Annotated in this window: 23 protein-coding genes and 1 other RNA gene; 13 read left to right on the forward strand and 11 right to left on the reverse strand. The window is 44.4% G+C overall.

Annotated features, from left to right (window positions below):
* Positions 1-317: 317 nt before the first annotated feature.
* Positions 318-1,472 carry a methionine adenosyltransferase gene (gene metK / locus CWO08_RS19685; protein ID WP_017062234.1) on the reverse strand — a complete coding sequence of 385 codons (1,155 nt, stop codon included), beginning with the start codon at positions 1,470-1,472 and terminating at the stop codon, positions 318-320.
* A 358-nt stretch (positions 1,473-1,830) separates the two neighbouring features.
* Between metK and tkt the strand changes: the two genes are divergently transcribed.
* The 6 genes from tkt to CWO08_RS19720 all read left to right on the forward strand — a co-directional run bounded on the left by tkt (position 1,831) and on the right by CWO08_RS19720 (position 9,868).
* Positions 1,831-3,825 (forward strand): transketolase, encoded by a 1,995-nt coding sequence (gene tkt, locus CWO08_RS19690; RefSeq protein WP_048605833.1) that lies wholly within the window; start codon positions 1,831-1,833, stop codon positions 3,823-3,825.
* Between the two features lie 213 nt (positions 3,826-4,038).
* Positions 4,039-5,088, forward strand: a complete 1,050-nt coding sequence (gene epd, locus CWO08_RS19695) for an erythrose-4-phosphate dehydrogenase (protein WP_065675480.1) — start codon at positions 4,039-4,041, stop codon at positions 5,086-5,088.
* Positions 5,089-5,254: 166 nt separating this feature from the next.
* Complete coding sequence (locus CWO08_RS19700) at positions 5,255-6,418, forward strand: phosphoglycerate kinase (protein ID WP_017059064.1); 1,164 nt, start codon at positions 5,255-5,257, stop codon at positions 6,416-6,418.
* Between the two features lie 155 nt (positions 6,419-6,573).
* Positions 6,574-7,650, forward strand: coding sequence for a class II fructose-bisphosphate aldolase (gene fbaA / locus CWO08_RS19705; protein ID WP_060982706.1), 1,077 nt, complete (start codon positions 6,574-6,576; stop codon positions 7,648-7,650).
* Between the two features lie 376 nt (positions 7,651-8,026).
* Positions 8,027-8,893, forward strand: a complete 867-nt coding sequence (mscS, locus tag CWO08_RS19710; protein ID WP_102431282.1) for a small-conductance mechanosensitive channel MscS — start codon at positions 8,027-8,029, stop codon at positions 8,891-8,893.
* Between the two features lie 453 nt (positions 8,894-9,346).
* Complete coding sequence (locus tag CWO08_RS19720; protein ID WP_108020957.1) at positions 9,347-9,868, forward strand: TetR/AcrR family transcriptional regulator; 522 nt, start codon at positions 9,347-9,349, stop codon at positions 9,866-9,868.
* 66 nt (positions 9,869-9,934) lie between these two features.
* Here CWO08_RS19720 and CWO08_RS19725 read toward each other — a convergent pair whose 3' ends face one another.
* Positions 9,935-10,564: a LysE/ArgO family amino acid transporter gene (locus CWO08_RS19725; protein ID WP_108020958.1), complete on the reverse strand. Its 630-nt coding sequence runs from the start codon at positions 10,562-10,564 to the stop codon at positions 9,935-9,937.
* A 142-nt stretch (positions 10,565-10,706) separates the two neighbouring features.
* On the opposite strand from CWO08_RS19725, the gene CWO08_RS19730 reads away from it, so the two are divergent.
* Both CWO08_RS19730 and CWO08_RS19735 read left to right on the forward strand, forming a co-directional pair.
* Positions 10,707-11,603 (forward strand): LysR family transcriptional regulator ArgP, encoded by an 897-nt coding sequence (locus CWO08_RS19730; protein WP_009847668.1) that lies wholly within the window; start codon positions 10,707-10,709, stop codon positions 11,601-11,603.
* Positions 11,604-11,713: 110 nt separating this feature from the next.
* Entirely contained in the window at positions 11,714-12,427 is a 714-nt protein-coding gene (locus CWO08_RS19735; protein WP_009847667.1) for an oxidative stress defense protein, read from the forward strand.
* A 118-nt stretch (positions 12,428-12,545) separates the two neighbouring features.
* On the opposite strand, the gene serA is transcribed toward CWO08_RS19735, so the two are convergent.
* The 5 genes from serA to zapA all read right to left on the reverse strand — a co-directional run bounded on the left by serA (position 12,546) and on the right by zapA (position 15,925).
* A complete protein-coding gene (serA, locus tag CWO08_RS19740; protein WP_017097288.1) occupies positions 12,546-13,775 on the reverse strand; it encodes a phosphoglycerate dehydrogenase in 1,230 nt (409 codons plus the stop codon).
* Between the two features lie 260 nt (positions 13,776-14,035).
* The gene (rpiA, locus tag CWO08_RS19745) at positions 14,036-14,692 is read right to left on the reverse strand and encodes a ribose-5-phosphate isomerase RpiA (RefSeq protein ID WP_009847664.1); all 657 of its coding nucleotides are present in this window, start codon (positions 14,690-14,692) and stop codon (positions 14,036-14,038) included.
* A gap of 124 nt (positions 14,693-14,816) precedes the next feature.
* Positions 14,817-15,416, reverse strand: coding sequence for a 5-formyltetrahydrofolate cyclo-ligase (locus CWO08_RS19750; RefSeq protein WP_108020959.1), 600 nt, complete (start codon positions 15,414-15,416; stop codon positions 14,817-14,819).
* A 6-nt stretch (positions 15,417-15,422) separates the two neighbouring features.
* Positions 15,423-15,605: non-coding RNA, 6S RNA (ssrS, locus tag CWO08_RS19755), on the reverse strand.
* Between the two features lie 11 nt (positions 15,606-15,616).
* Positions 15,617-15,925: a cell division protein ZapA gene (zapA, locus tag CWO08_RS19760; RefSeq protein ID WP_004735366.1), complete on the reverse strand. Its 309-nt coding sequence runs from the start codon at positions 15,923-15,925 to the stop codon at positions 15,617-15,619.
* 307 nt (positions 15,926-16,232) lie between these two features.
* Between zapA and CWO08_RS19765 the strand changes: the two genes are divergently transcribed.
* The 3 genes from CWO08_RS19765 to CWO08_RS19775 are packed head-to-tail and all read left to right on the forward strand — an operon-like array spanning position 16,233 to position 19,246.
* Positions 16,233-16,808 (forward strand): YecA family protein, encoded by a 576-nt coding sequence (locus tag CWO08_RS19765; protein ID WP_004735367.1) that lies wholly within the window; start codon positions 16,233-16,235, stop codon positions 16,806-16,808.
* A gap of 24 nt (positions 16,809-16,832) precedes the next feature.
* Positions 16,833-18,011 carry a 2-octaprenyl-6-methoxyphenyl hydroxylase gene (gene ubiH / locus CWO08_RS19770; protein WP_108020960.1) on the forward strand — a complete coding sequence of 393 codons (1,179 nt, stop codon included), beginning with the start codon at positions 16,833-16,835 and terminating at the stop codon, positions 18,009-18,011.
* Between the two features lie 11 nt (positions 18,012-18,022).
* Positions 18,023-19,246 carry an FAD-dependent 2-octaprenylphenol hydroxylase gene (locus CWO08_RS19775; protein ID WP_108020961.1) on the forward strand — a complete coding sequence of 408 codons (1,224 nt, stop codon included), beginning with the start codon at positions 18,023-18,025 and terminating at the stop codon, positions 19,244-19,246.
* A 127-nt stretch (positions 19,247-19,373) separates the two neighbouring features.
* Here the strand turns inward: CWO08_RS19775 and CWO08_RS19780 are convergent, their stop codons facing one another.
* The 3 genes from CWO08_RS19780 to ygfZ all read right to left on the reverse strand — a co-directional run bounded on the left by CWO08_RS19780 (position 19,374) and on the right by ygfZ (position 21,580).
* Positions 19,374-19,580: a DUF1107 domain-containing protein gene (locus tag CWO08_RS19780; protein WP_009847660.1), complete on the reverse strand. Its 207-nt coding sequence runs from the start codon at positions 19,578-19,580 to the stop codon at positions 19,374-19,376.
* Positions 19,581-20,142: 562 nt separating this feature from the next.
* Positions 20,143-20,604 (reverse strand): aminoacyl-tRNA deacylase, encoded by a 462-nt coding sequence (locus CWO08_RS19785; protein ID WP_108020962.1) that lies wholly within the window; start codon positions 20,602-20,604, stop codon positions 20,143-20,145.
* 4 nt (positions 20,605-20,608) lie between these two features.
* The gene (gene ygfZ / locus CWO08_RS19790) at positions 20,609-21,580 is read right to left on the reverse strand and encodes a tRNA-modifying protein YgfZ (RefSeq protein WP_108020963.1); all 972 of its coding nucleotides are present in this window, start codon (positions 21,578-21,580) and stop codon (positions 20,609-20,611) included.
* Positions 21,581-21,747: 167 nt separating this feature from the next.
* On the opposite strand from ygfZ, the gene CWO08_RS19795 reads away from it, so the two are divergent.
* Positions 21,748-22,008, forward strand: a complete 261-nt coding sequence (locus tag CWO08_RS19795; protein WP_004735374.1) for a succinate dehydrogenase assembly factor 2 — start codon at positions 21,748-21,750, stop codon at positions 22,006-22,008.
* Positions 21,956-22,396 (forward strand): protein YgfX, encoded by a 441-nt coding sequence (locus CWO08_RS19800; RefSeq protein WP_012604792.1) that lies wholly within the window; start codon positions 21,956-21,958, stop codon positions 22,394-22,396. The genes CWO08_RS19795 and CWO08_RS19800 overlap by 53 nt, the downstream gene beginning before the upstream one ends.
* Before the next feature lie 65 nt (positions 22,397-22,461).
* On the opposite strand, the gene nadB is transcribed toward CWO08_RS19800, so the two are convergent.
* Positions 22,462-24,078: an L-aspartate oxidase gene (nadB, locus tag CWO08_RS19805; protein WP_009847657.1), complete on the reverse strand. Its 1,617-nt coding sequence runs from the start codon at positions 24,076-24,078 to the stop codon at positions 22,462-22,464.
* Positions 24,079-24,105 lie beyond the last annotated feature (27 nt).

Consider the following 24,105-nt stretch of genomic DNA (forward strand, 5'->3'; position numbering starts at 1 on the left):
TATGGCTTGTGTGAGAGTTATGGTGTTTGAGCTAAATTGCTCTTTGTCATCCCAGTTATTGTTCTAGCGTGCATTTAACGAGCGTTATCAGACTGAATTAATTTAAGTTAAATGTGAGCTTGATCGCCTAGGAGTTACCTTAACTATTGTCAGTAGTGCTAGAAAACACAAATTATCAGCGGCTTTTTATACTAAGTGGTTAACGGTAAAGAAGGGCGTTGGAGAAGGGTATTGTGAGTGAAAGTTCGATAAGTACATAAAAATAAAGCCCTTACTAAGCAGTAAGGGCTTTAAAGAAACAAATCGCAGTGGCTAAATTATTTTAGGCCAGCGAAGTCCGCAAGGATTGCTGCTTTGTCAGTCGCTTCCCAAGGGAACTCTTCACGACCGAAGTGGCCGTATGCAGCAGTTTGCTTGTAGATAGGCTGAAGAAGGTTCAGCATCTCTTGAAGGCCGTATGGACGTAGGTCGAAGTTTTGACGAACTGCTTCAATGATGATTTCGTGCGCTACTTTCTCAGTACCGAACGTTTCAACCATGATAGATGTTGGATCAGCAACACCAATAGCGTAAGACAGTTGAATCTCACAACGATCAGCCATGCCAGCAGCAACGATGTTTTTCGCAACGTAACGAGCCGCGTAAGCTGCAGAACGGTCAACTTTTGATGGATCTTTACCTGAGAATGCACCGCCACCGTGACGAGCTGCGCCGCCGTAGGTATCAACGATGATCTTACGACCAGTTAAACCACAGTCACCCATTGGGCCACCGATTACGAAACGGCCTGTTGGGTTGATGAAGAAGTTAGTATCTTTGTTGATCCACTCAGCAGGAAGTACTGGCTTGATGATTTCTTCCATTACTGCTTCGCGTAGGTCAGGCGTTGTTACTGAATCACAGTGTTGAGTAGAAAGAACAACAGCATCGATACCAACGATCTTACCTTGGTCGTATTGGAACGTAACTTGAGATTTCGCATCTGGGCGAAGGAAGTCAAGTTTGCCGCTCTTACGTACTTCAGCTTGCTTCTTAACAAGAAGGTGAGAGTAAGTAATTGGAGCTGGCATTAGGATAGGAGTTTCGTTAGTCGCGTAACCAAACATGATACCTTGGTCGCCTGCGCCTTGCTCTTTAGGGTCTTCTTTATCAACACCTTGGTTGATGTCTGGAGACTGCTTACCAATTGTGTTTAGAACAGCACAAGAGTCAGCGTCAAAGCCCATATCAGAATGAACGTAACCAATTTCACGTACTGTTTCACGAGTGATTTCTTCGATATCAACCCATGCAGACGTTGTCACTTCACCGCCAACCATAACCATGCCGGTTTTAACGTAAGTCTCACAAGCAACACGTGCTTTTGGATCTTGTTCCAAGATGGCATCAAGAACAGCATCAGAGATTTGGTCTGCAATTTTATCTGGATGACCTTCTGAAACAGATTCAGAAGTGAATAGGTGCTTAGCCATGAGAGCTCCACTTTTAAGTTTTTGGTGTAAATAGTTTATGGCGTCGCAAGCTAGGAAGCGCCGCCATTAAATACAGTATATTTTGTAGGTGTTTCTACATCTAGACGGCTATTCTAAATTCCAGCGGTCGAATTACAAGCTCTTTTTTATGATATGTCATAACTAATCGTTTGCGTATCGATCGAGATAAGCCACTGCTAAGTGATGTAAATGTTCGAAAATTGCGAAAAATGACCGTTAAAATGCCAGTAAAACGTTTGCAGTCGCAATAGTCGTTTGAGAGAATACCCGCGCTAATAAAAATGAAAACTTTAGCAATTATCTCTTTTTTAAATCGCTTATGTATCCAGGAGCAGACATGCCTTCTCGTAAAGATCTAGCCAATGCAATCCGCGCACTTAGCATGGACGGTGTTCAACAAGCAAATTCAGGCCACCCAGGCGCACCTATGGGCATGGCTGACATCGCTGAGGTTCTTTGGCGTGGCCACTTGAACCACAACCCAGCAAACCCAGAATGGGCTGACCGCGACCGTTTTATTCTGTCTAACGGCCATGGTTCAATGTTGATTTATTCTCTGCTTCACCTTGCAGGTTACGAGCTTTCAATTGAAGACCTGAAAAACTTCCGTCAACTGCACTCTAAGACTCCAGGTCACCCTGAGTACGGTTACGCTCCTGGTATCGAAACAACGACTGGTCCTCTAGGTCAAGGCATCACTAACGCTGTTGGTATGGCAATGGCTGAGAAAGCACTGGCGGCACAGTTCAACAAAGAAGGCCACGACATCGTAGACCACTACACTTATGCATTCATGGGTGATGGCTGTCTGATGGAAGGTATCTCTCACGAAGCATGTTCTCTAGCAGGTACGCTAGGTCTTGGTAAGCTGGTTGCTTTCTGGGATGACAACGGCATCTCTATCGATGGTGAAGTTGAAGGTTGGTTCTCTGACGATACACCTAAGCGTTTTGAAGCATACGGCTGGCACGTAATCCCAGCAGTAGATGGTCACGACTCTGACGCTATCAACGCAGCGATTGAAGCGGCTAAAGCGGATCCTCGTCCTACGCTTATCTGTACTAAAACTATCATCGGTTTTGGTTCTCCAAACAAAGCGGGTACGCATGACTGTCACGGTGCTCCACTAGGTGCTGATGAAATCACAGCAACTAAAGCAGCATTGGGTTGGGAACACGGTCCTTTCGAAATCCCAGCAGATATCGCAGCTGAGTGGAATGCGAAAGAAGCAGGCGCAGCGAAAGAAGCAGCGTGGAACGCGAAGTTTGACGCATACGCAGCGGCTTACCCAGAGCTAGCAGCTGAATTCAAACGTCGTACTAACGGCGAGCTACCCGCTGAGTGGGAAGAGAAAGCAAACGCAATCATTGCTGATCTTCAAGCTAACCCAGCAAACATCGCTTCACGTAAAGCATCTCAAAACGCACTAGAAGCGTTTGGTCAAATGCTTCCAGAATTCATGGGCGGCTCTGCTGACCTTGCGCCTTCTAACCTGACTATGTGGTCTGGTTCTAAGTCTCTTGAAGCAACTGACTTCTCTGGTAACTACATCCATTACGGTGTACGTGAATTCGGTATGACGGCTATCATGAACGGTATCGCTCTGCACGGTGGTTTCGTGCCATACGGCGCAACGTTCCTAATGTTCATGGAATACGCGCGTAACGCAATGCGTATGGCTGCTCTGATGAAAGTTCAGAACATCCAAGTTTACACGCACGATTCTATCGGCTTAGGCGAAGATGGCCCTACTCACCAACCGGTTGAGCAGATCGCTTCTCTACGTCTGACTCCAAACATGAGCACATGGCGTCCATGTGACCAAGTTGAGTCTGCTGTTGCTTGGAAACTGGCTATTGAGCGTAAAGATGGTCCTTCATCTCTAATCTTCTCTCGTCAAAACCTTGCACAACAAGATCGTAATGCTGAGCAAGTTGCTAACATCGCTAAGGGTGGTTACATCCTGAAAGATTGTGAAGGCAAGCCAGAGCTAATCATCATTGCAACTGGTTCTGAAGTTGAGCTTGCAGTTGAAGCTGCTGCACAACTAACCGCTGAAGGTAAAGCAGTACGCGTAGTATCTATGCCTGCAACTGACGCGTTCGACAAGCAAGACGCTGAATACCGTGAGTCTGTACTTCCATCTGACGTTACAGCGCGTATCGCAGTAGAAGCTGGCATCGCTGACTTCTGGTACAAATACGTTGGCTTCGGTGGCAAGATCATCGGTATGACAACGTTCGGCGAATCTGCACCAGCAGGTGAGCTATTCAAGATGTTCGGTTTCACTACTGAAAACGTAGTAAACACAGCGAAAGAGCTTCTTGCTTAATCATTGACTGATGGCCTTGTGCTAACAGTTAAATGAAGGAAAAAACCGAGCGCTGAGCTCGGTTTTTTGTATCTGGGATTTGTTTCTTCTAGGCTTATCTCTACAAGCAACAGATTAACCTGTCTTAACTAAACGGCGTTATTCAAGTAATGCCTTTTGGGTAGGATTCAGTTATCATCTGTTGCACGAAATTTTGGTTAGATGTACGGAACTATGCTAAAAGTCGCGATAAACGGATTTGGAAGAATAGGGCGTAATGTATTACGCGCTGTCTATGAAAGTGGCAAAAGCCAACAAATCAAAGTAGTAGCTGTTAATGAGCTTGCTCAGCCTGACGCTATGGCTCATCTATTGCAATACGACACTAGTCACGGCCGCTTCGGCAAGAAAATCTCCAACGATCAAGAGCACATCTATGTCCATCACGGCATTGGTGCGGAAGATAAAGGTGAGTTCGATACCATTCGTATCTTACATCTTGCTGATATTGAGCTGTTGCCTTGGCGTGACCTAGAAGTGGATATTGTTCTCGACTGTACCGGAGTTTATGGTTGCCGAGATGACGGCCTAGCGCACATTGCTGCTGGGGCAAAAAAGGTACTGTTTTCTCACCCTGGTGCCAATGACCTCGATAACACCATTATCTATGGTGTGAATCACGATACCATTGAAGCGGACCACCGAATCGTTTCCAATGGCTCATGCACCACCAACTGTATTGTCCCTATCATTAAGGTTCTTGATGACGCCTTTGGCATTGAGTCCGGTACTATTACGACTATTCACTCTTCAATGAATGATCAACAAGTTATCGATGCGTACCACAGCGATTTGCGTCGTACTCGAGCGGCAAGCCAATCGATCATTCCTGTCGATACCAAGTTGCATAAAGGTATTGAAAGAATCTTCCCGAAATTTTCCAACAAATTTGAAGCTATATCTGTGCGTGTGCCGACGGTAAACGTAACAGCGATGGATTTAAGTGTCACAATTAATGCAAATGTGAAAGTTAATGACGTAAATCAAACCATTGTTAATGCATCCCAGTGTACATTACACAATATAGTTGACTATACTGAAGCGCCGCTCGTTTCCATCGACTTTAATCACGATCCCCATAGCGCAATCGTTGATGGTTCACAAACTCGAGTGAGCAACGGCCACTTAGTTAAAATGCTAGTGTGGTGTGACAATGAATGGGGCTTTGCGAACCGAATGCTAGATACGGTTCTTGCAATGCAAGCTTCTGAAGGCAAGAAGTAAGACCTAGAAGCAAATGTGCGGATTATTTATTTTTTAGCTTGAAATAAATACTAAGAGTCCACATATTATTGGTAGTGAAAGAATTACCAGTTGAATAATTTATAGGCTTAGCAGGGTTGCTGAGTTTCCAAAACTTTATATTTATTTAAATTTGAGAGGACAAATCATGTCTGTGATCAAGATGACTGACCTGGAACTTGCAGGTAAACGCGTATTTATCCGTGCTGACCTAAACGTACCAGTAAAAGACGGTAAAGTAACTTCAGATGCACGTATCCTTGCATCTCTACCAACTATCAAACTTTGCCTAGAAGCTGGCGCAAAGGTAATGGTTACTTCTCACCTTGGTCGTCCTACTGAAGGCGAATACAACGAAGAGTTCTCTCTAGCTCCTGTAGTTAACTACCTAAACGACGCACTAGACTGCGAAGTTAAACTAGCTAAAGATTACGTAAACGGCCTAGAGCTAAACGCTGGTGAACTTGTTGTTCTTGAAAACGTTCGCTTTAACAAAGGCGAAAAGAAGAACGAAGAAGCGCTTTCTAAGCAATACGCTGCACTATGTGACATCTTCGTAATGGATGCATTCGGTACAGCTCACCGTGCTCAAGCTTCTACACACGGTGTTGGTACTTACGCTCCTGTAGCATGTGCTGGCCCTCTTCTAGCTGCTGAGCTTGAAGCGCTTGGTAAAGCAATGGACAACCCAGCTCGCCCACTAGTGGCTATCGTTGGTGGTTCTAAGGTTTCTACTAAACTAACAGTTCTAGAATCTCTTTCTAAAATTGCTGACCAGCTTGTTGTTGGTGGTGGTATCGCGAACACATTCATCGCTGCTGAAGGCCACAACGTAGGTAAGTCTCTATACGAAGCTGACCTAGTTGAAACGGCTCAAAAACTAATGAAAGAGTGTGCTATCCCAGTAGCGACTGACGTTGCATGTGCTAAAGCATTCGACGAAAACGCAGAAGCTGAAATCAAGCACGTTTCTGAAGTTCAAGACGACGACATGATCTTCGACCTTGGTCCAGATTCAACTGCGGCACTAGCTGAAATCATCGGCAACGCTAAAACTATCCTTTGGAACGGCCCTGTAGGCGTATTCGAATTCAAAAACTTCGAAGCGGGTACAGCTGGTATCTCTAAAGCAATCGCTGAGTCTGCAGGCTTCTCTGTAGCAGGTGGTGGTGACACGCTAGCAGCTATCGACAAGTTCGGTATCAAAGCTGACGTTTCTTACATCTCTACTGGCGGTGGCGCTTTCCTTGAATTCGTTGAAGGTAAAGTACTTCCTGCAGTAGCAATGCTTGAAGAGCGTGCTAAAGCATAATTGATTTAGAAAGGCGAGATGTGAATCTCGCCTTTTAACGTTTGCTGCATATCACACTTTTTTGCTAGAATGACATAAGTTGTGAGCAAACGATTGCAAGTTTTTGAACTTAAGTTTTTTAATCTTAAAACGATAGAATAAATAGGACTATTTCCATGTCTAAGATCTTCGATTTTGTAAAACCTGGTGTAATTTCTGGCGATGACGTACAGAAAGTATTTGAAATCGCAAAAGAGAACAAGTTTGCACTTCCTGCTGTAAACGTTGTTAACACTGATTCAATCAACGGTGTTCTAGAAGCAGCTGCTAAAGTTAAAGCTCCTGTTGTTGTTCAGTTCTCTAACGGCGGTGCTGGTTTCTTCGCTGGTAAAGGCGTTAAACTTGAAGGTCAAGGCGCACAAATCCTTGGCGCTGTTGCTGGTGCAAAATACGTACACGCTGTTGCTGAGTCTTACGGTGTTCCAGTTATCCTGCACACTGACCACGCTGCTAAGAAACTTCTTCCATGGATCGACGGTCTACTAGACGCTGGTGAAGAGTTCTTCGCACAAACTGGTAAGCCTCTTTTCTCTTCTCACATGATCGATCTTTCTGAAGAGTCTCTAGAAGAGAACATCGAAACATGTGCTAAGTACCTAGAGCGCATGGCTAAAATGAACATGACTCTAGAAATCGAACTAGGTTGTACTGGTGGTGAAGAAGATGGCGTTGATAACTCTGATATGGACGCATCTGAGCTTTACACTTCTCCTGAAGATGTAGCTTACGCTTACGAAATCCTAAACGCAGTTAGCCCTCGTTTCACTATCGCGGCTTCTTTCGGTAACGTACACGGTGTTTACCAAGCTGGTAACGTTGTACTTACTCCAACTATCCTACGTGACTCTCAAGCATACTGTGCAGAGAAGTTCGGTATTGCACCTAACGCTCTAAACTTCGTATTCCACGGTGGTTCTGGTTCTTCTGAAGCAGAAATCCAAGAGTCTATCGGCTACGGTGTTATTAAAATGAACATCGATACTGATACACAGTGGGCAACTTGGGATGGTATCCGTACTTACTCTGCTGAAAACTTCGATTACCTACAAGGTCAAATCGGTAACCCTAAAGGCGAAGACCAACCAAACAAGAAGTTCTACGATCCACGCGTATGGCTACGTGCTGGTCAAGCTTCAATGGTTACTCGTCTTGAGAAAGCATTTGCTGACCTTAACGCTATCGACGTACTATAATTCTTTGAATTAAGTACTCTTTAAGTTTTAAAAACCCGCTCATTGAGCGGGTTTTTTTATGTCTGATAAAAACTTGTATTAAATATGTGAAAAACCTAGCGTGTGGTGAATAAATTTCCTAGGATTGAGTTATCGGTATTTGTATTTATTGGTAAGTTTCAATAATTCAAAAGCTTACATAAATATGACTTTGCAATCTGTCAAAGATAGGATATCGTGCCGAAAAACTGAACTTGGTTCAGTTTATAAAAAGGACTTGGCTTAAATTTACTTTGAACACAATGACTTAACGGTCATTAAACTGTTTATTATATTGTAGAGTAAATTAGGCTTAAGGCAGTTTAGCCCATAGCATATTATATAGAGGATGCACATTATGGCTGAGAGTTCGACAGCGGTTGAGACTCCACTTGTGGATGGTTTGTCTCAAGCAGAGCAGTGGTTAACAAATAATTCAGATTTATTTATCCAATATGGCGTAAATATCATTTCAGCACTGATAATTCTATTTATTGGTAACCTTATTGTTAAAGCAGTAGCGAATAGCGTGTCTAAGGTTCTTCAGAAGAAGAAAATGGACCGAGCGGTTGTGGAATTTATTCACGGCTTAGTTCGCTACCTATTGTTTGTTATTGTTTTAATTGCTGCACTAGGTCGATTAGGTGTTCAAACGGCATCTGTAGTTGCTGTTATTGGTGCGGCTGGTTTAGCCGTTGGTCTTGCATTACAAGGCTCACTATCTAACTTTGCTGCTGGTGTACTTATCGTTGCATTCCGTCCATTTAAGTCTGGTGACTATGTGGAAATTGGTGGTGTAGCAGGTTCAGTGGATTCAATTCAGATCTTCCAAACGGTTCTAACAACGCCAGATAACAAAATGGTAGTGGTACCAAACGGTAGCGTTATTGGTAGCCCAATTACTAACTACTCTCGTCATGACACACGTCGTATCGACCTAATGATCGGTGTTTCTTACGGTGCTGATCTACAAAAGACCAAAGAACTTCTGACTAAGATCTGTGAATCTGACGAGCGCGTGTTGAAAGAACCAGGCGTTCAAGTGGGTGTTCACACACTTGCTGACTCTTCTGTTAACTTCGTGGTTCGCCCATGGGTTAGCACCGCAGAGTACTGGAATGTTTACTTCGACCTGATGCAAGCAATCAAAGAAGGCTTGGATAAAGAAGGTATCGAAATTCCATTCCCACAAATGGATGTTCACATGAACAAAGTTGAGGGCTAATAAAGCTTCGACAAGTTGAATAAAAAGGCGGATAACTTAGGTTATCCGCCTTTTTTGTTGTCTTCAATATCATTCCTTTTACTCGTTAGTTGTTGTTACTGCTTAGCTTCTTTTCTTTGTATATCCCTATTTCGTGTTCTACTCGACGTCGGCCACAACGATGTTTTTAACATCGCATATAAGGGCTTTCTTACTTCTTGTCCTCCCAAAATAGCCAATAAACATAAACCGCCAGGAATCAGAATCATCATCAGTAGCGGTCGAAGTAGATAAGAGAAGCAAAAGATCGTGGGCAGAAAAATCAGCACTTGTCCCAGTCGGTTTAATATATTCATCATGTCCGTATCTCCAAAGTTAAATTGAGCGCGCTCATTTTATAATTGAGCGCGCTCAATTTGTCAAATTAGAGCACTAAGAGTATGATCAAGCTTGATTAGAGAAGGATGTATTTTCGTGAGTAAGAGAGAGATAACGAAACAGAAGATCTTAGCGTCTGCTTGGGAGTTGTTTGGGGAAAATGGTTATGACAACACCACAACTCGACAGATCGCTCGCCACGCGGGTGTGGCAGATGGCACGGTGTTTAGTCATTTTGAAACCAAGCTGACTATTCTTCGAGAAGGAATGCTATCACAGTTGGAAAAGATTGGTCAGGAGGTGTTAGCGGCTGAGCAAGATAAACGTGCTGTGGATATCGGTATCTTGCTAATTGGACACTACTACAGCTATTATTTTGATAATGTTGAGTTAAGTCGAGCGTTACTCAAAGAGGTCATTTGGGATCTAGACTATTACCGTACCTTTGATCAGGCACTCTTTCAGACTGTTAATGTCGATGCATCTATTTCTGAAAAAATGCCATTGATTATGGATAGCTATTTCATGACCTTGATAAATCACTTGAGCCAACCGGAACCAAGCCTTGAAGCTGCGCTGAGTGAACTTAACAGTAAAATTCGAGTCATTCTAGCGTAACTCATTATATTAATGAGTTACTGATGTCATCTTTGGCTTGGTCGACAGTCTTTGTTCTTTAATTGCTTACCAGTATTGCTCAACCAGTCCATTGGCGAGCACAAGTGCAATAGCGAACATCATGGTTGCTACTGCGATATCGATGCCTTTCTTAACTTTAGGTTTCGATAGCGTTGGACCTAGCTTTGCTGCGCCTAATGATAAGGAATAAAACCACACGAATGAAGCTAAGATAGTCCCCATCGCAAACGCAATTCTGTCGTTGCCTTCAAACTGCCCGCCAATGGATCCTAGAATCACCACGGTATCCAAATAGAGGTGTGGGTTTAATACTGTTACCGCTAATGCACCCAAAATAACGGTGCGCTTTCCACGAGCCAATACCTCACTTTTTGATTCATCACTAGTGCGCGTTTTGAATGCACTGCGCAGTGATAGCAAACCATATACCGTTAGAAAAGCGATACCGCCCAATGTCACTGAGGTAAGCAGCAATTCATTTTGAGACAGAATTGCTCCGCCACCAAAAATACCCAATGAGATAAACAGGGTATCGAGCAGGCTGCAAATCGTTGCAGTCGTTAAATGATGATTGCGTTTTATGCCTTGATTTAGGACGTACGCATTTTGTGCGCCTATCGGGATTATCATACTTGCCCCTAGACCAAAACCTTGTAATAAAACCCAAAAACTCATTTTAACCTCCACTTAATTAACGACATTTACGTGCTATGTGGCGAAGATACTCCGACCCTTTAAATAAGTATAATTAATGATTTTAATCCATTATTAGAGTTGCTAATGTGGTATCGGGTTAGCTTAAAAAGGAAGCAAATTGATGCGTGGATTGGATTATAAATGGATTGAAGCACTGGATGCCGTTGTGAAACAACGTAGCTTTGAGAGGGCCGCTGAGCAGTTATACATCTCCCAATCAGCGGTGTCCCAACGTATCAAACAGCTAGAAAAGTGGTTAGCCCAGCCAGCGCTTGTGAGAGAAAACCCACCAAGGCCTACACCAGCAGGAAAAAAGCTGTTGGGTTTGTATCGTCGTGTTCGCTTGTTAGAGCACGAGCTTGTGCCTGAGTTAATGAATGAAGAGGGTACTCAACCACTATCGATATCCATAGCCACCAACGCTGATAGTTTGGCGACATGGTTGTTACCTGCACTGTCGGATGTGATGAAGTCTCGTCAAGTCGAGTTGAACCTCGCGATTCATGGTGAGTCTAGAACCATTGAAAAAATAAAAAGCGGTGAGGTTGCCGGTGCGATCAGTTTAGAGCCCCAAGCGATTCCTGGATGCAGTGCTGACTACCTCGGTCGTATGGACTATGTGTGTGTGGCGAGTCCTGATTTTCATCAGCGTTACTTTTCAGAGGGCGTAAACTACGCCACCTTAAGCAAAGCACCTGCGGTTTCCTATGATCAATACGATGATCTGCATAAGAAATTTCTGCATGATCATTTTAACGTACCGAGAGACAGTGTGATCAATCATACGGTCGGCAGTTCAGAAGCGTTTGTGCGCTTGGCATTATCGGGTGTTGCCTATTGCTTGATTCCTCGATTGCAGATTATCGAGGAACTAGAGTCTGGTGCTTTGATTGATATTACCCCTGGCTTTCTGCTGTCTTATCGCATCTATTGGCACCATTGGCAGCTTGAGAGCGGGGTGCTAAAAGAGGTATCCCAAGCGATATTAAGTTTTGCTCATAATCATTTACCTCAGTAAGTTGTTGGTTTTTTCAGCGTCAAAGTTCTGTTAGATGTGCACAATCAGGATTGGCTAAACGATAAATTACTCTATGATGGAAGGACATTTGTTTAGCATAGGTCTACCTAATGAAGTTTGTACCAAAGATGTTAGCAACGTCTCTTACTCTTACTGCTGCGTTGAGTGCTGTGAGCTTTCCATCACTGGCTGACTCTCCATCCTTTCCGCATATTTCAACAACAGGTTATGGTGAAGTTATCGCGACACCTGATATGGCGACATTCTCAGTGAGAGTGGTAGAGTCAACGATGACGGCTGAACAGGCTAAAAGTACTGTTGATAAAGTGGTAACGGGCTTTCTAAATAAGCTACACCAAGCCGGCGTAGATGAGGCGAGCGTACACAGCTCTAATCTGTACCTATCTCCTCAGTACCATTATCCAAAAGATGGCAAACCAGAATTGGTTGGCTACCGCGCTTCACGTAATGTGAGCGTTCAAGTGAATGAGCTCGCTAATCTCAATGAGTACATGGATATTGCAATAGGACAGGGTATTAACCAGATCGATAACATCCAGCTGCAAGTTCGTGACCAAGCTAAGTATCAAGAGCAAGCACGCTTAGAAGCGATCAAAGATGCGACATCAAAAGCTAAATCATTAGCGAGTGGTTTTGAGCGTGAGCTAGGTGATGTTTGGCGTGTTGATTACAATGCACAATCTTCTCAGCCTGTGCTAATGCGTTCAATGGCGATGGATGCAAGAACAGAATCGAACTCTTATGAAGACTCAACGATCACCATTCGTGATCGTGTCAATGTGATCTATCAGATCGAAGAGTAACAGCAGCGTTATAGAAGGTTTTGGATCATGGTGATCTAATTACCTACGATAGGCCAAATACTAAAAAGGCTCTCATTGCGAGAGCCTTTCTGTTTTTACTTATGGTCTAACTCGATGATTAGTGAAGAAGACGAGCACGGATTGTGCCTTCGATCTCTTTCAGTTTAAGCAGTGCTTCTTCTGAACGATCCGCTTCTACATCGATAACTACATAACCCATATCAGCCGCAGTCTGTAGGTACTGACCCGCGATGTTGATGCCTTCTTCAGCGAAGATGGTGTTGATCTGAGTTAGGATACCTGGGCGGTTTTCGTGAATGTGTAGCAAGCGAGATGTGCCCGTATGCAATGGCAGTGATACCTCTGGGAAGTTAACACTTGATAGCGTAGAGCCGTTATCAGAGTATTTCGCTAGTTTACCAGCAACTTCAACTCCGATGTTCTCTTGTGCTTCTTGAGTTGAACCACCCACATGAGGCGTTAGAATCACGTTATCGAACTGCATTAATGGAGACTCAAACGGGTCTGCATTGGTTTTTGGTTCTGTTGGGAAAACATCAATAGCCGCACCAGAAAGGTGACCAGAATCCAGAGCGCCACACAGAGCAGGGATGTCAACTACCGTGCCACGAGCTGCATTGATAAAGATAGAGCCAGGCTTCATGCGCTCGAACTCTTCTTTACCCATCATGTCTTTAGTTTCATTGGTTTCAGGTACGTGTAAAGAGATCACGTCACACTTATTCAGCAACTCGGTCATAGTATGAACTTGAGTGGCATTACCTAGAGACAGCTTGTTTTCGATATCGTAAAAGTAAACACGCATACCAAGGTTTTCAGCAATAATACCCAGCTGAGTACCGATGTGACCGTAGCCAATAATACCTAAACGCTTACCACGAGCTTCGTAAGAGTTGTCTGCACTCTTTTTCCAGATACCACGGTGAGCAAGAGCATTTTTCTCTGGGATACCGCGAAGCAGTAATAGAACCTGACCTAGAACGAGTTCAGCAACACTTCGAGTGTTTGAGAACGGTGCATTGAAAACAGGGATACCGCGCTTTGCTGCTGCTTGAAGGTTGACTTGGTTAGTACCAATACAGAAACAACCGACTGCAACCAGCTTTTCAGCCGCATCAATAACTTCTTGGGAGATGTTGGTGCGAGAACGGATACCAATGAAATGAGCATCTTTAACTGCTTCAAGAAGTTCATCTTCAGGTAGTGAGCCTTTGTGGTACTCAATATTTGTGTAACCAGCGGCTTGCAGTACTTCTACAGAAGAAGGGTGAAGACCTTCTAGAAGTAGAATTTTTATTTTTTCTTTTTCCAGTGAAACTTTGGCCATTGTTCTCGTCCTTAAAATGGAAAGGTTGGGCAAATGCGGCGCACGTGCTACAAAATGGCTGAAAGGGGAACAAATTCACCACTTTGTTAGGAGACAAACGTTTTCCCTGTGCGTCTTCTGAACAATAAAGTAACAAAAAAAAAATGTTTTGGGTAAGAAAATTACGGAATAAGACATAATTTTACAGCAATAAAGCAAAAAAACGGCGCCCTAGGGCACCGTCTGTAATGAAGTAACAGAAAAACTCAATCTTCTATTATTTATTCTTCGATTTTTGCACCTTCAGGCGTGCCAGTGATAACTACATCAGCACCACGGTGAGCGAACAGACCAACCGTTACCACGCCAGCGATACCATTGATGATATCTTCTAGCTGTTTTGGGTTTTCGATCGCCATGCCGTACACATCTAGGATCACGTTGCCGTTATCGGTTGTGCAGCCTTCGCGGTAAACTGGGTCACCACCAAGTTTTACTAATTCACGAGCAACGTATGAGCGTGCCATTGGGATAACTTCAACAGGCAGTGGGAATTTACCCAACACATCAACTGCTTTGGTACCATCAACGATACAAATAAACTTATCAGAGATAGCTGCTACGATTTTTTCACGAGTCAAAGCAGCGCCGCCGCCTTTGATCATATCGCGAGAACCGTTAATCTCGTCAGCGCCATCAACATAGATGTCTAGCTTGAATACGTCGTTGCATTCGAATACTTTGATTTCTAGCGCTTCTAGTTTTTCAGTAGAGGCTACAGAGCTTGAAACCGCACCCTTGATTTTGTCTTTCATTGTGCCAAGCGCGTCGATGAAGTGATTTACTGTTGAGCCAGTACCTACACCTACAATGCTGCCTTCTTCAACATATTGAAGTGCTGCCCAGCCCGCTGCTTTTTTCATTTCATCTTGAGTCATGCCATTCTCCTGAATAAGGTCTTGCGCTTTGAATTAATCGTTTGCGTAATGATGAAGTTAACGTTTAGATATCGGGGTAACTTTTGGATATCGAGGTTAACGTTTGCGGCGCGATTATAGCGCTTTAATGGTTGTTTTCCCATTGCCAAGTTTTACTCGGAGTCACGATTTTAGGTAACGGAATGTCCCAACCTTCAATTGGTAAACGATCGACATGTTGGCAATCGTGAGCAAGGCCAATAGGTGTTGCGCCATTGCCCGTCTCGAACCATCGAGCCAAGGTGCGATCGTAATATCCACCGCCCATGCCTAAGCGATGCCCCTGAGAGTCAAAGCCCACCAATGGTGTGAGAATTAGATCGAGTTGTTGGCATGGTTTGACGAGTAATTGATTGAGCTGAGGTTCAACGATTCCGTACTTATTCAAAACCGTCGGTGTGCTTGGCGAGTAGTGCAGAAACAGCAGATGTCCGGCCGAGAAGGGGTGCAATACTGGTAAATAAGTTTGCTTACCTTGCGCCCATAACCATTCAATTAAAGGCTGGGTATCGAGTTCGCCATCAATGGAAATATAGAGGGCGATATGTTGAGCCGACTGAATTTCATCAAGCTGAGCACACTGCTTAACTAAGTCTATCCCGGATTGAGTTTGTTGTTCGCTAGATAGGGAGTTACGTTTGATGCGGATCTGTTTGCGAAATTCGCTGCGTGTGAGCGTCTTCATAAGAAGGGATACCCCAAAGTGCCGTTGAGAATAGATGGCCCTTGAACCAGCGAGTTCAAGGCGGATCAGCAATGATTACCGTAGGCTTCTCGGCGGACCGAGCATGCTCAATAGCACTCAAGTACTAACCCTTAGGGATTGCTTATCGGCTCGGGGACGTGAATCCTCTGACAAACACTCCAGGGTAAATTTTGTGTACGCTATTGCTGTCCGTGCTTAACTTTACTGAGGACATCTGAAAGTGATGTCGTGAGCTGTTCCATTCGCTCGGTCAGTGCGTTTTGTTCGTCGTTTGCTTCAAACTTCTTGGTTTGTAGCTCATAACAAATATTCAGAGCTGCGATTGTTAGCAGCTTCACTTCATTGGTTACCTTAGTACGTTCAGCCATCTCTTTCAATCGATTATCAAGATCGGCCGCCGCTGCAATCAATGACTCTTCTTGCCCTGGGGGACAATTCACTCGAGTCAGTTTTCCTAATATTTCAACGTCTACCGCTTGATTACTCATGATGGATGAACTCTTTAACGCACTATTTAAGGCTGTTGCTCTTTATCATTTTTTGAGAAAGAAAAAGTGCAAGTACCGATGAGGAAGCAATCTCCTCTGAGGGAGAAACTATAGGTAAACCGCTATTAAGATTCAAGCTTTTCAGAGTGACTGTTTGTAAATGAGAGCTTGAGCACACAGTAATTCAGCAAATTGAACAATTGGTAGTCAGTCATCCTTCAATTGCTCAGGATCGACGCTTACCAGAATTGGGGTGAAGTGGTACGATTATACTATCGATATAAAGAATAACTGAGCGAGCTATCTGATGAGCGAAACTACTTTACCTGACTACCTAACGGTTGCGACTGAACTTCAATCGGCAAGCCTAGCCGTAAACCCTGCTGAGATGCATGGTTTATTAACGGGTATGTTGAGCGGAGGCTTAAACCTAGCAGATAAAAGCTGGCAACCACTTATCTTTGATTACACCAATGAAGGCATGGGGTGGCCAGATCGCGCATTAACGTTAGCGGAAGCGACATTAAAGGTGACGACCAGCGAAATCACAGGTTCAGGCATGGAACTGTCCATGTTGCTGCCTGATGAAGACGCAAGCGCAAGCTTGTTTGATTTGGCTGATGGTGTGTCAGATTGGATTAACCACTTTATTTCTGGTTTAGGCTTGGTTGGCGCTCAATTGAATAAAGCGTCTGACGGTACCAAAGAAGCATTAGCTGATCTTGAAGAGATGGCAAAGCTAGGCATTGACGAAGACGATGATATGGAAGAGCAAGCGCAGCTTCTAGAGCACGTTATTGAACACGTAAAAGCGTGTGCACTAACGATTCATGCTGAATTCGGTGCTCGCCCATCTGAAGATGCAGCTCCAACCATTCATTAATCCGCTTGTCGGTTTGAGGTTATAATGGCTCAGTATGATGTTGTAATTGCTGGTGGCGCAATGGCGGGGGCGACCTTAGCCCTTGCTCTGAATCACCTCAGTCAAGGTTCTCTATCGATCGCGGTAGTAGAGCCTTATCAGGTTGATCATCAAGCTCACCCAGGCTTTGATTCTCGTTCGATTGCTTTGTCTTATGGCACAGTGCAGATCCTCGATTCTTTGCAGTTGTGGCAATCTATCGCTCCCGTTGCAACCCCGATCAAAGATATTCATGTATCAGATCGAGGTCATGCTGGGATGACAGACATCTACAGTGAAGATCTTGCTGTTGATGCGCTTGGCTACGTGGTGGAGTTGGCGGATGTTGGTCGGATCTATCAGCAGAAATTAGAATCAGAAGCTGCAATTACGATGCTTTGCCCTGAGTCTGTTAGAACCGTTGAACGTGATGAATCGTTAACGACGATTGAGCTGACAAGTGGGCAAACCGTCACGACTAAGTTATTGGTTGCTGCTGACGGTGCAATCTCAACTTGTTGTCAGCAACTCAATATCTCATTGAGTGAGCATGACTTTGAACAAGTCGCTGTGATTGCCAATATTGTTACTAGTGAGCCCCATCAAGGTCGAGCCTTTGAGCGTTTTACTCATCATGGGCCAGTTGCTCTGTTACCGATGAGCGACAACCGTTTATCGCTAGTTTGGTGTTTGTCACCGGAACAAGCACAAAAAGTGGTGGCCTTAAACGACAACGAATTTCTTGAGCAGTTACAGAATGACTTCGGTTGGCGACTTGGCCGACTAGAGAAAGCCGGCAAGCGTGCGAGCTACCCACTGATTCTTCGCCACCGACAGCAAAATATCTCTCATCGATTTGCCATTGTTGGCAATGCTGCTCAAACACTTCACCCTATTGCGGGGCAAGGTTTTAATCTTGGCATTCGTGATGTGGCTTCCTTGGCGGAAGAATTATGTACTCAATTGGATGATGTAGGTCGTTACACAGGTCTTGTTAACTTTAGAAAGCGCAGAGAACAAGACAGAGACACGACGATTACGTTGACTTCAAGCCTAGTTCATCTGTTCTCAAACGATTTTTTGACCGCTCGTATTGGGCGAAATCTTGGGTTAGCCGTAATTGATAACCTTCCACCACTTAAAGGTCCACTTTTGCGTCATACGCTTGGCCTAGTAGAAAGATAAGGTAATAAATAATGATGCAAAGTGTTGATATCGCGATTGTTGGCGGTGGCATGGTTGGCCTAGCGCTTGCGGCTGCACTGAAAGACAGCGATCTAAGAATTGCGGTCATTGAAGGCAGAGCGCCTAGCGAAGGGCTTAGCGAATTGCCTGATGTGCGTGTGTCGGCATTGAGCCGCTCGAGTGAAGTGATTCTTCGCAATCTAGGCGCATGGCAAGGTATCGAACAAAGACGTGCTTCGCCCTACCAAGCGATGGAAGTGTGGGAACAAGACAGCTTTGCTCGCATTGAGTTTGACTCAACACGCTTAGCACAGCCTAACCTAGGCCATATTGTGGAAAACCGCGTAATCCAATTAGCGCTGCTTGATCAGGTTAAGAAGCAAGATAATGTCAGCCTATACATGCCTGCAACGTGTAAAACGATGGCGATTGGTGAGAGCGAAGCATGGCTAACGTTAGACAACGGCCAAGCGCTGACAGCAAAGTTAGTTGTTGGAGCTGACGGTGCAAACTCTTGGGTTCGCAAGCAACAAGATATCCCATTAACTCATTGGGATTACGGCCACAGTGCGATTGTCGCGAACATCAAAACCTCAGAGCAGCACCATAGCGTTGCTCGTCAAATATTTACACCTCAAGGCCCATTGGCGTTCCTGCCAATGCAACCAACGAATATGAGCTCGATAGTTTGGTCTACGGAGCCTAATCGTGCCGAGAAGCTGGTATCAATGTCGGATGCTGATTTTAATAAGCAGCTAACGGCAGAGTTCGACTCAAAACTTGGTTTATGCGAAGTGGTTGGTGACCGTTTTGCCTTCCCACTGCGCATGCGTTATGCACGTGACTTTGTTGTAGAGCGTGTCGCTTTGGTGGGTGATGCTGCTCATACTATTCACCCATTAGCAGGGCAAGGCGTGAACCTTGGTCTATTAGACGCAGCAAGCTTAGCGCAAGAGCTGTTAACGTTATGGGCTTCTGGTGAGGATATTGGCACCAAGCGTAACCTTCGTGGCTATGAGCGCTGGAGAAAAGCTGAGGCGGCGAAAATGATTGCTTCAATGCAGGGCTTTAAAGATCTGTTTGAAGGCGATAATCCGGCTAAGAAGCTGATTCGTGGTATCGGTATGAAGCTTGCTGGTCAATTACCGGGTGCGAAAGATGAGATAATGAAGCGAGCGCTGGGGTTGTCGGGCAATCTTCCGGATTTAGCTAAGCGCCCCGTAGCACACCGATAGTCGCGTGAGATGGCTTGCTGTTGATGGTCAATAACTAAAGTTGATAGCAATTGACGACATCATGAACACGAAAAAAGGGTTGGCATAATGCCAACCCTTTTTGTTTTTAAGTCTTTAGAATACCAGATCATGCGTACGCGCAGCGCAGTTTCATGATTTCACTATTTATTTCTTTCACGGTTTGGAAGTGACGCTTCTCTGCTCGGTCTGGTAGTACGAGTTTACCGTTATCAAACTCAAATTTACCTACGCCGTAAATGTAGATTCGTCCTTTGAAAAGTCGACTTACATGTTTAGCAATCATACTCGGTGTATAGCGCTTAAACAGTCTCATTTTTAATTATCCTTATATTTACCTAGCCTGCATATTATAGAAAAAATCCGTAATAATAATTGTGATAAGCGTGGATTAATATGCAGTAGAGTTGACGTTAATTAGATATTTGTGCTGTTCTAAGCACTTTCTTTAGTAAATATCTATTTTTACGTGAGCTCCTCCCCAAAATAATACTGAGTAGTGAACTGCTACGAACTTTCCTGTCCGGTATTAAGCAGTGCTAATGTTACAAGTATAAGAATAGGCGGGATTTTTTTGTTTGTGTAATCAAATTGTAAATTTTGAACAAAAAAAAGCCCGTCTAAAACGGGCGAATAGTCACAGATGCATTACACAAAAGTGGATACTGATGTTACTCAGTGGATTCACTTGTACTGATTTGCTTAAAGGCTAGTCAGTAAAATCACAATAACGCAAATTTAATCTTGTGACTACTTATGCTTTTATTTTGAGTAACTATTTAAGCTAAGTGTGTTTTTCTTATGACGAAGTTCACACTAAAAATGTACTCAATGAAATATTGAAATGAAGTTTGCGAAGCATGATCTGTTCGAAACGTTCATCGACTGATGTCAGCGATGATCGGTGCACATAGTGCTATGAGATCATTGGGATCCAAGGCAACGCCAGCCATTCGTTCACCCGAGCTAATGGTAACGGTCGAGTTGCTCTGAATGGAAGGATCAAAAATGATCGGCATGTGTCTCTTTAGAGCAATAGGCCCAACACACCCAGCTTTAAAGCCGGTGATGGCTTCAACATCAGCGAGTGATACGCAGGTCATTCGACGGCAATTCAGTACCGAGCGTACTTTCTTTGGATCGATAGAGCGATCGCCAGGAGTACAGGCCAACGCATACTGGTTTCCCATATCCTTAAGCAGGATGCACTTGACCATTTGAGAGGCATTAATACCTCGTTCTTGCGCGGTCTCTTCGATGCTGGTGGTTGGCTTGCTTTGCACCAACAGGCGATAGTCCACCTGCTGTTGATCTAACCATTGTGTAATCAGTGTTTCCACGTGGTTACTCTTCGTCAAGGCTGTAAGGCAGTGGCAGAATGTTCCATACTTGCTCAGGTTGCGCAGTCAATCGAAGCTGAACATCGTCATCAAGGTTGTTTGGCAACACCATCAAACCAATCGCCTGATTATCAGCAAATTGATAGACGTTTAATAGTCGGCCTGCACCGCGCCAGTTCTCACCTACGCTGCGCTCTAGTTCAATCGTATTCTCTAGAGACAATACATTTGAACTCGTTCCTGAAACAATGTGCATTTCACGCTTGTTCATGCCACGGTATTTAGCACGAGCAACTGTTTCTTGACCTGTGTAACAGCCTTTTGAAAAGCTGATACCGCCAATCGCTTGCAGGTTGAGTGCTTGAGGAATGTGTTCGTTTTGCTCTGCTTTCGATAGGTTCGGCTGAGCATCAAGAATTTCATGATACTGCCAAAGCGCTTCTGATACTTTTTCTGCAGTGCTGCTTGATACCAAGGCTTCTGCTGCTTCTTGCGTAACAAGTAGAGCCCAACGGTTGTCAGAGACTTGAACCGCTGTACCACCAGAGATAATACGTACGTTGCCTTGGCTTTCTGAAATTGAGTCAATGTATTGATCAGCTGACGCGCCCATCACACCGATAACAACGTTAGACGTTTGCTCGATATCAACCTTAGAGAATACGGCGTATTTTTTAATTTCAACTAATTCGATTTCAATCGCAGACTTAGGCTGCATAAGAGCGTAGCCACCATTGTGGTGGAACAAACGAAAGATACTCCAAACCTTTCCTTTCGCATCACAATGCGCGCCTAACGTGGATTCATCATTAGGAAGAGTGACGACATCGCACGTTACTTGACCTTGCAGGTACGACTTTTTGTCATCGCCTATCATGGTGATTGCACTCCAGTCTGACACGTGTGTCATCATCAGATCTGGAAGTGATTCATTTTGCGTATGAGCGAGCGGCTGAAATGTGTTTTTCCAATCCATTTTATCTTTCCTAAGAATTTTATTTGGCTCTATGTTAATCCGGTTCTGTTTCTTTGTCAGCTTAGGTTTTTTTGTGAGCTTAGATAGGGACTGTGACTCACATAGTAGTTGCAGAGCGTATGACTTGTTACACTCCGAGAAAGAAAAATTATAGGTGAGGATAGCCAATGTACACTGCAGAGCAGAAAGCACGAATTAAATGGGGTTGCCGTCGTGGCATGTTGGAACTTGACGTAGTTATCATGCCATTTTTCGAAGAGTGTTTTGATTCATTGCAAGAGCAGGAGCAGCGTGAGTTTGTTTCTCTATTAGAGTGTGATGACCCAGACCTGTTTACTTGGGTAATGGGACACGGACGCAGTGAAAACCTAGGCCATGCTTCAATGGTTGATAAAATTGTCGCGCATAACCTCAGCAAGGTTCGTTAAGCTTCAGCTTAACCCTTCGTATTCCGCATTATTTGCAAAAGGCACTGTTTTTGGGTGCCTTTTGTTTTTCATCGTTTTCTCTTCTATTCCACTCGCTGTTGCCCTCTATTGTTTAGCTTTAGTGTTCAGTTTGTTTAAAGCCAATCATGTAATCTTGAATACAGCACATGGATGCTTTGACTATAAAGAAGATGGCGAGATCCGACTCAATGAGCAAGCCTACACACTTAAGTCCGTTGATAAGATCTGGGCGCAGTTCTTCGTTAAATTGCAGTTTGAGTGCGGATATTCAGTCTTGTTGTGGCGAGATAGTTGCAATGAACGTGAATATCGACACTTCTTGGCGCATTTACAACGAGTCCGTTTGATAAACGAAAGCATTGGATAAACAAGAACCAAAGATAAAAGAAAGGGAGCTCTAGGCTCCCTGTCGTCTTTTTCCATGACCAAGAATTAAGACTGGCTTTTCTCTGGTGTCAGAATGGTTGGGCCGCTGTCTTCTGCAAGTTCTGGGTAATCCAGCGTGTAGTGTAGGCCGCGACTCTCTTTACGTTGCATTGCACAGCGAACCATCAACTCAGCCACTTGTAGTAAGTTACGCAGTTCTAATAGGTTATTTGAAACCTTAAAGTAGCTGTAGTACTCATGAGTTTCCTGCTGCAACATCTGAATGCGGCGCATTGCACGTTCAAGGCGTTTGTCCGTTCGAACAATACCCATGTAATCCCACATGAACAGTCTTAGCTCGTGCCAGTTGTGTTGAATGATCACTTCTTCATCACTGTTGGTGACTTGGCTTTCATCCCATGCCGGAAGTTCAGCGCACAGTTGAGATTGGTCGATGTTTTCAACGATATCTTTTGCGGCTGCCCACGCGTATACCACACACTCAAGCAGTGAGTTTGAAGCCATACGGTTTGCACCGTGCAAGCCTGTATAACTCACTTCGCCAATCGCATATAGGTTAGTGAGGTCAGTTTGACCTTGCTTATTGACCATGACACCACCACAAGTGTAGTGAGCAGCTGGTACGATTGGAATCGGTTCTTTGGTCATATCAATCCCCAAATCCATCAAGCGAGTATGGATCATTGGGAAATGCGTCGTGATGAATTCTTCAGGCTTGTGGCTGATATCAACATACATGCAGTCAGCACCTAAGCGCTTCATTTCAAAGTCAATCGCACGAGCAACCACATCACGTGGAGCCAATTCACCGCGCTCATCGAAGTCCTTCATAAAGCGAGACCCATCTGGGCGACGTAAATAGGCACCTTCACCACGCAATGCTTCCGTTAGTAGGAAGTTACGCGCTTCTGGGTGGAATAAGCAAGTCGGGTGGAACTGGTTGAACTCAAGGTTTGCCACACGACAACCCGCACGCCAAGCGATAGCAATACCATCACCTGAAGAGACATCTGGGTTAGAGGTGTATTGGTAAACCTTTGAAGCGCCGCCTGTTGCTAATACAACAAATTTAGCGCGCACGGTTTCAACGTGTTCTTGGTTACGGTTCCAAATATAGGCACCGATAACCTTGTCTTTCGAACCACCTATCTTATCTTCGGTGATTAAATCCAGCGCATTGTGACGCTCGAAGATCTCGATATTTGGGTGATTCTTGACGTTATCTTGCAGTGAGGTTTGCATCGCCATGCCAGTTGCATCGGCAGCGTGCAGAATTCTGCGGTGACTGTGGCCGCCCTCACGAGTGAGGTGATATTTTGGTTGGCCTTCTGTGCTGTTCTCATCTTTATCAAATGGAACACCACCATCAATCAGCCATTGCACACACTCTTTAGCATTTTCAGCAATGAATTGAACTGTATCTTCTTCGCATAACCCAGCCCCAGCAATTTGAGTATCTTCTACATGAGACTCAATACTGTCCGATTCATCGAACACCGCCGCAATACCACCTTGTGCGTAATACGTCGATCCTTCGCTGCGTGGTCCTTTGCTTAATACAATTACTTTTGCATGTTCTGCTACGCGTAAGGCTAATGACAAGCCTGCCGCACCACTTCCTACCACTAATACATCACACTGATGTTCACGGTTTGCGTTCATAAAACTTATTAAATCCCGGGCTATAGT

The sequence above is a fragment of the Vibrio sp. 10N.286.48.B8 genome (assembly GCF_003050085.1).
GTDB lineage: Bacteria > Pseudomonadota > Gammaproteobacteria > Enterobacterales > Vibrionaceae > Vibrio > Vibrio crassostreae.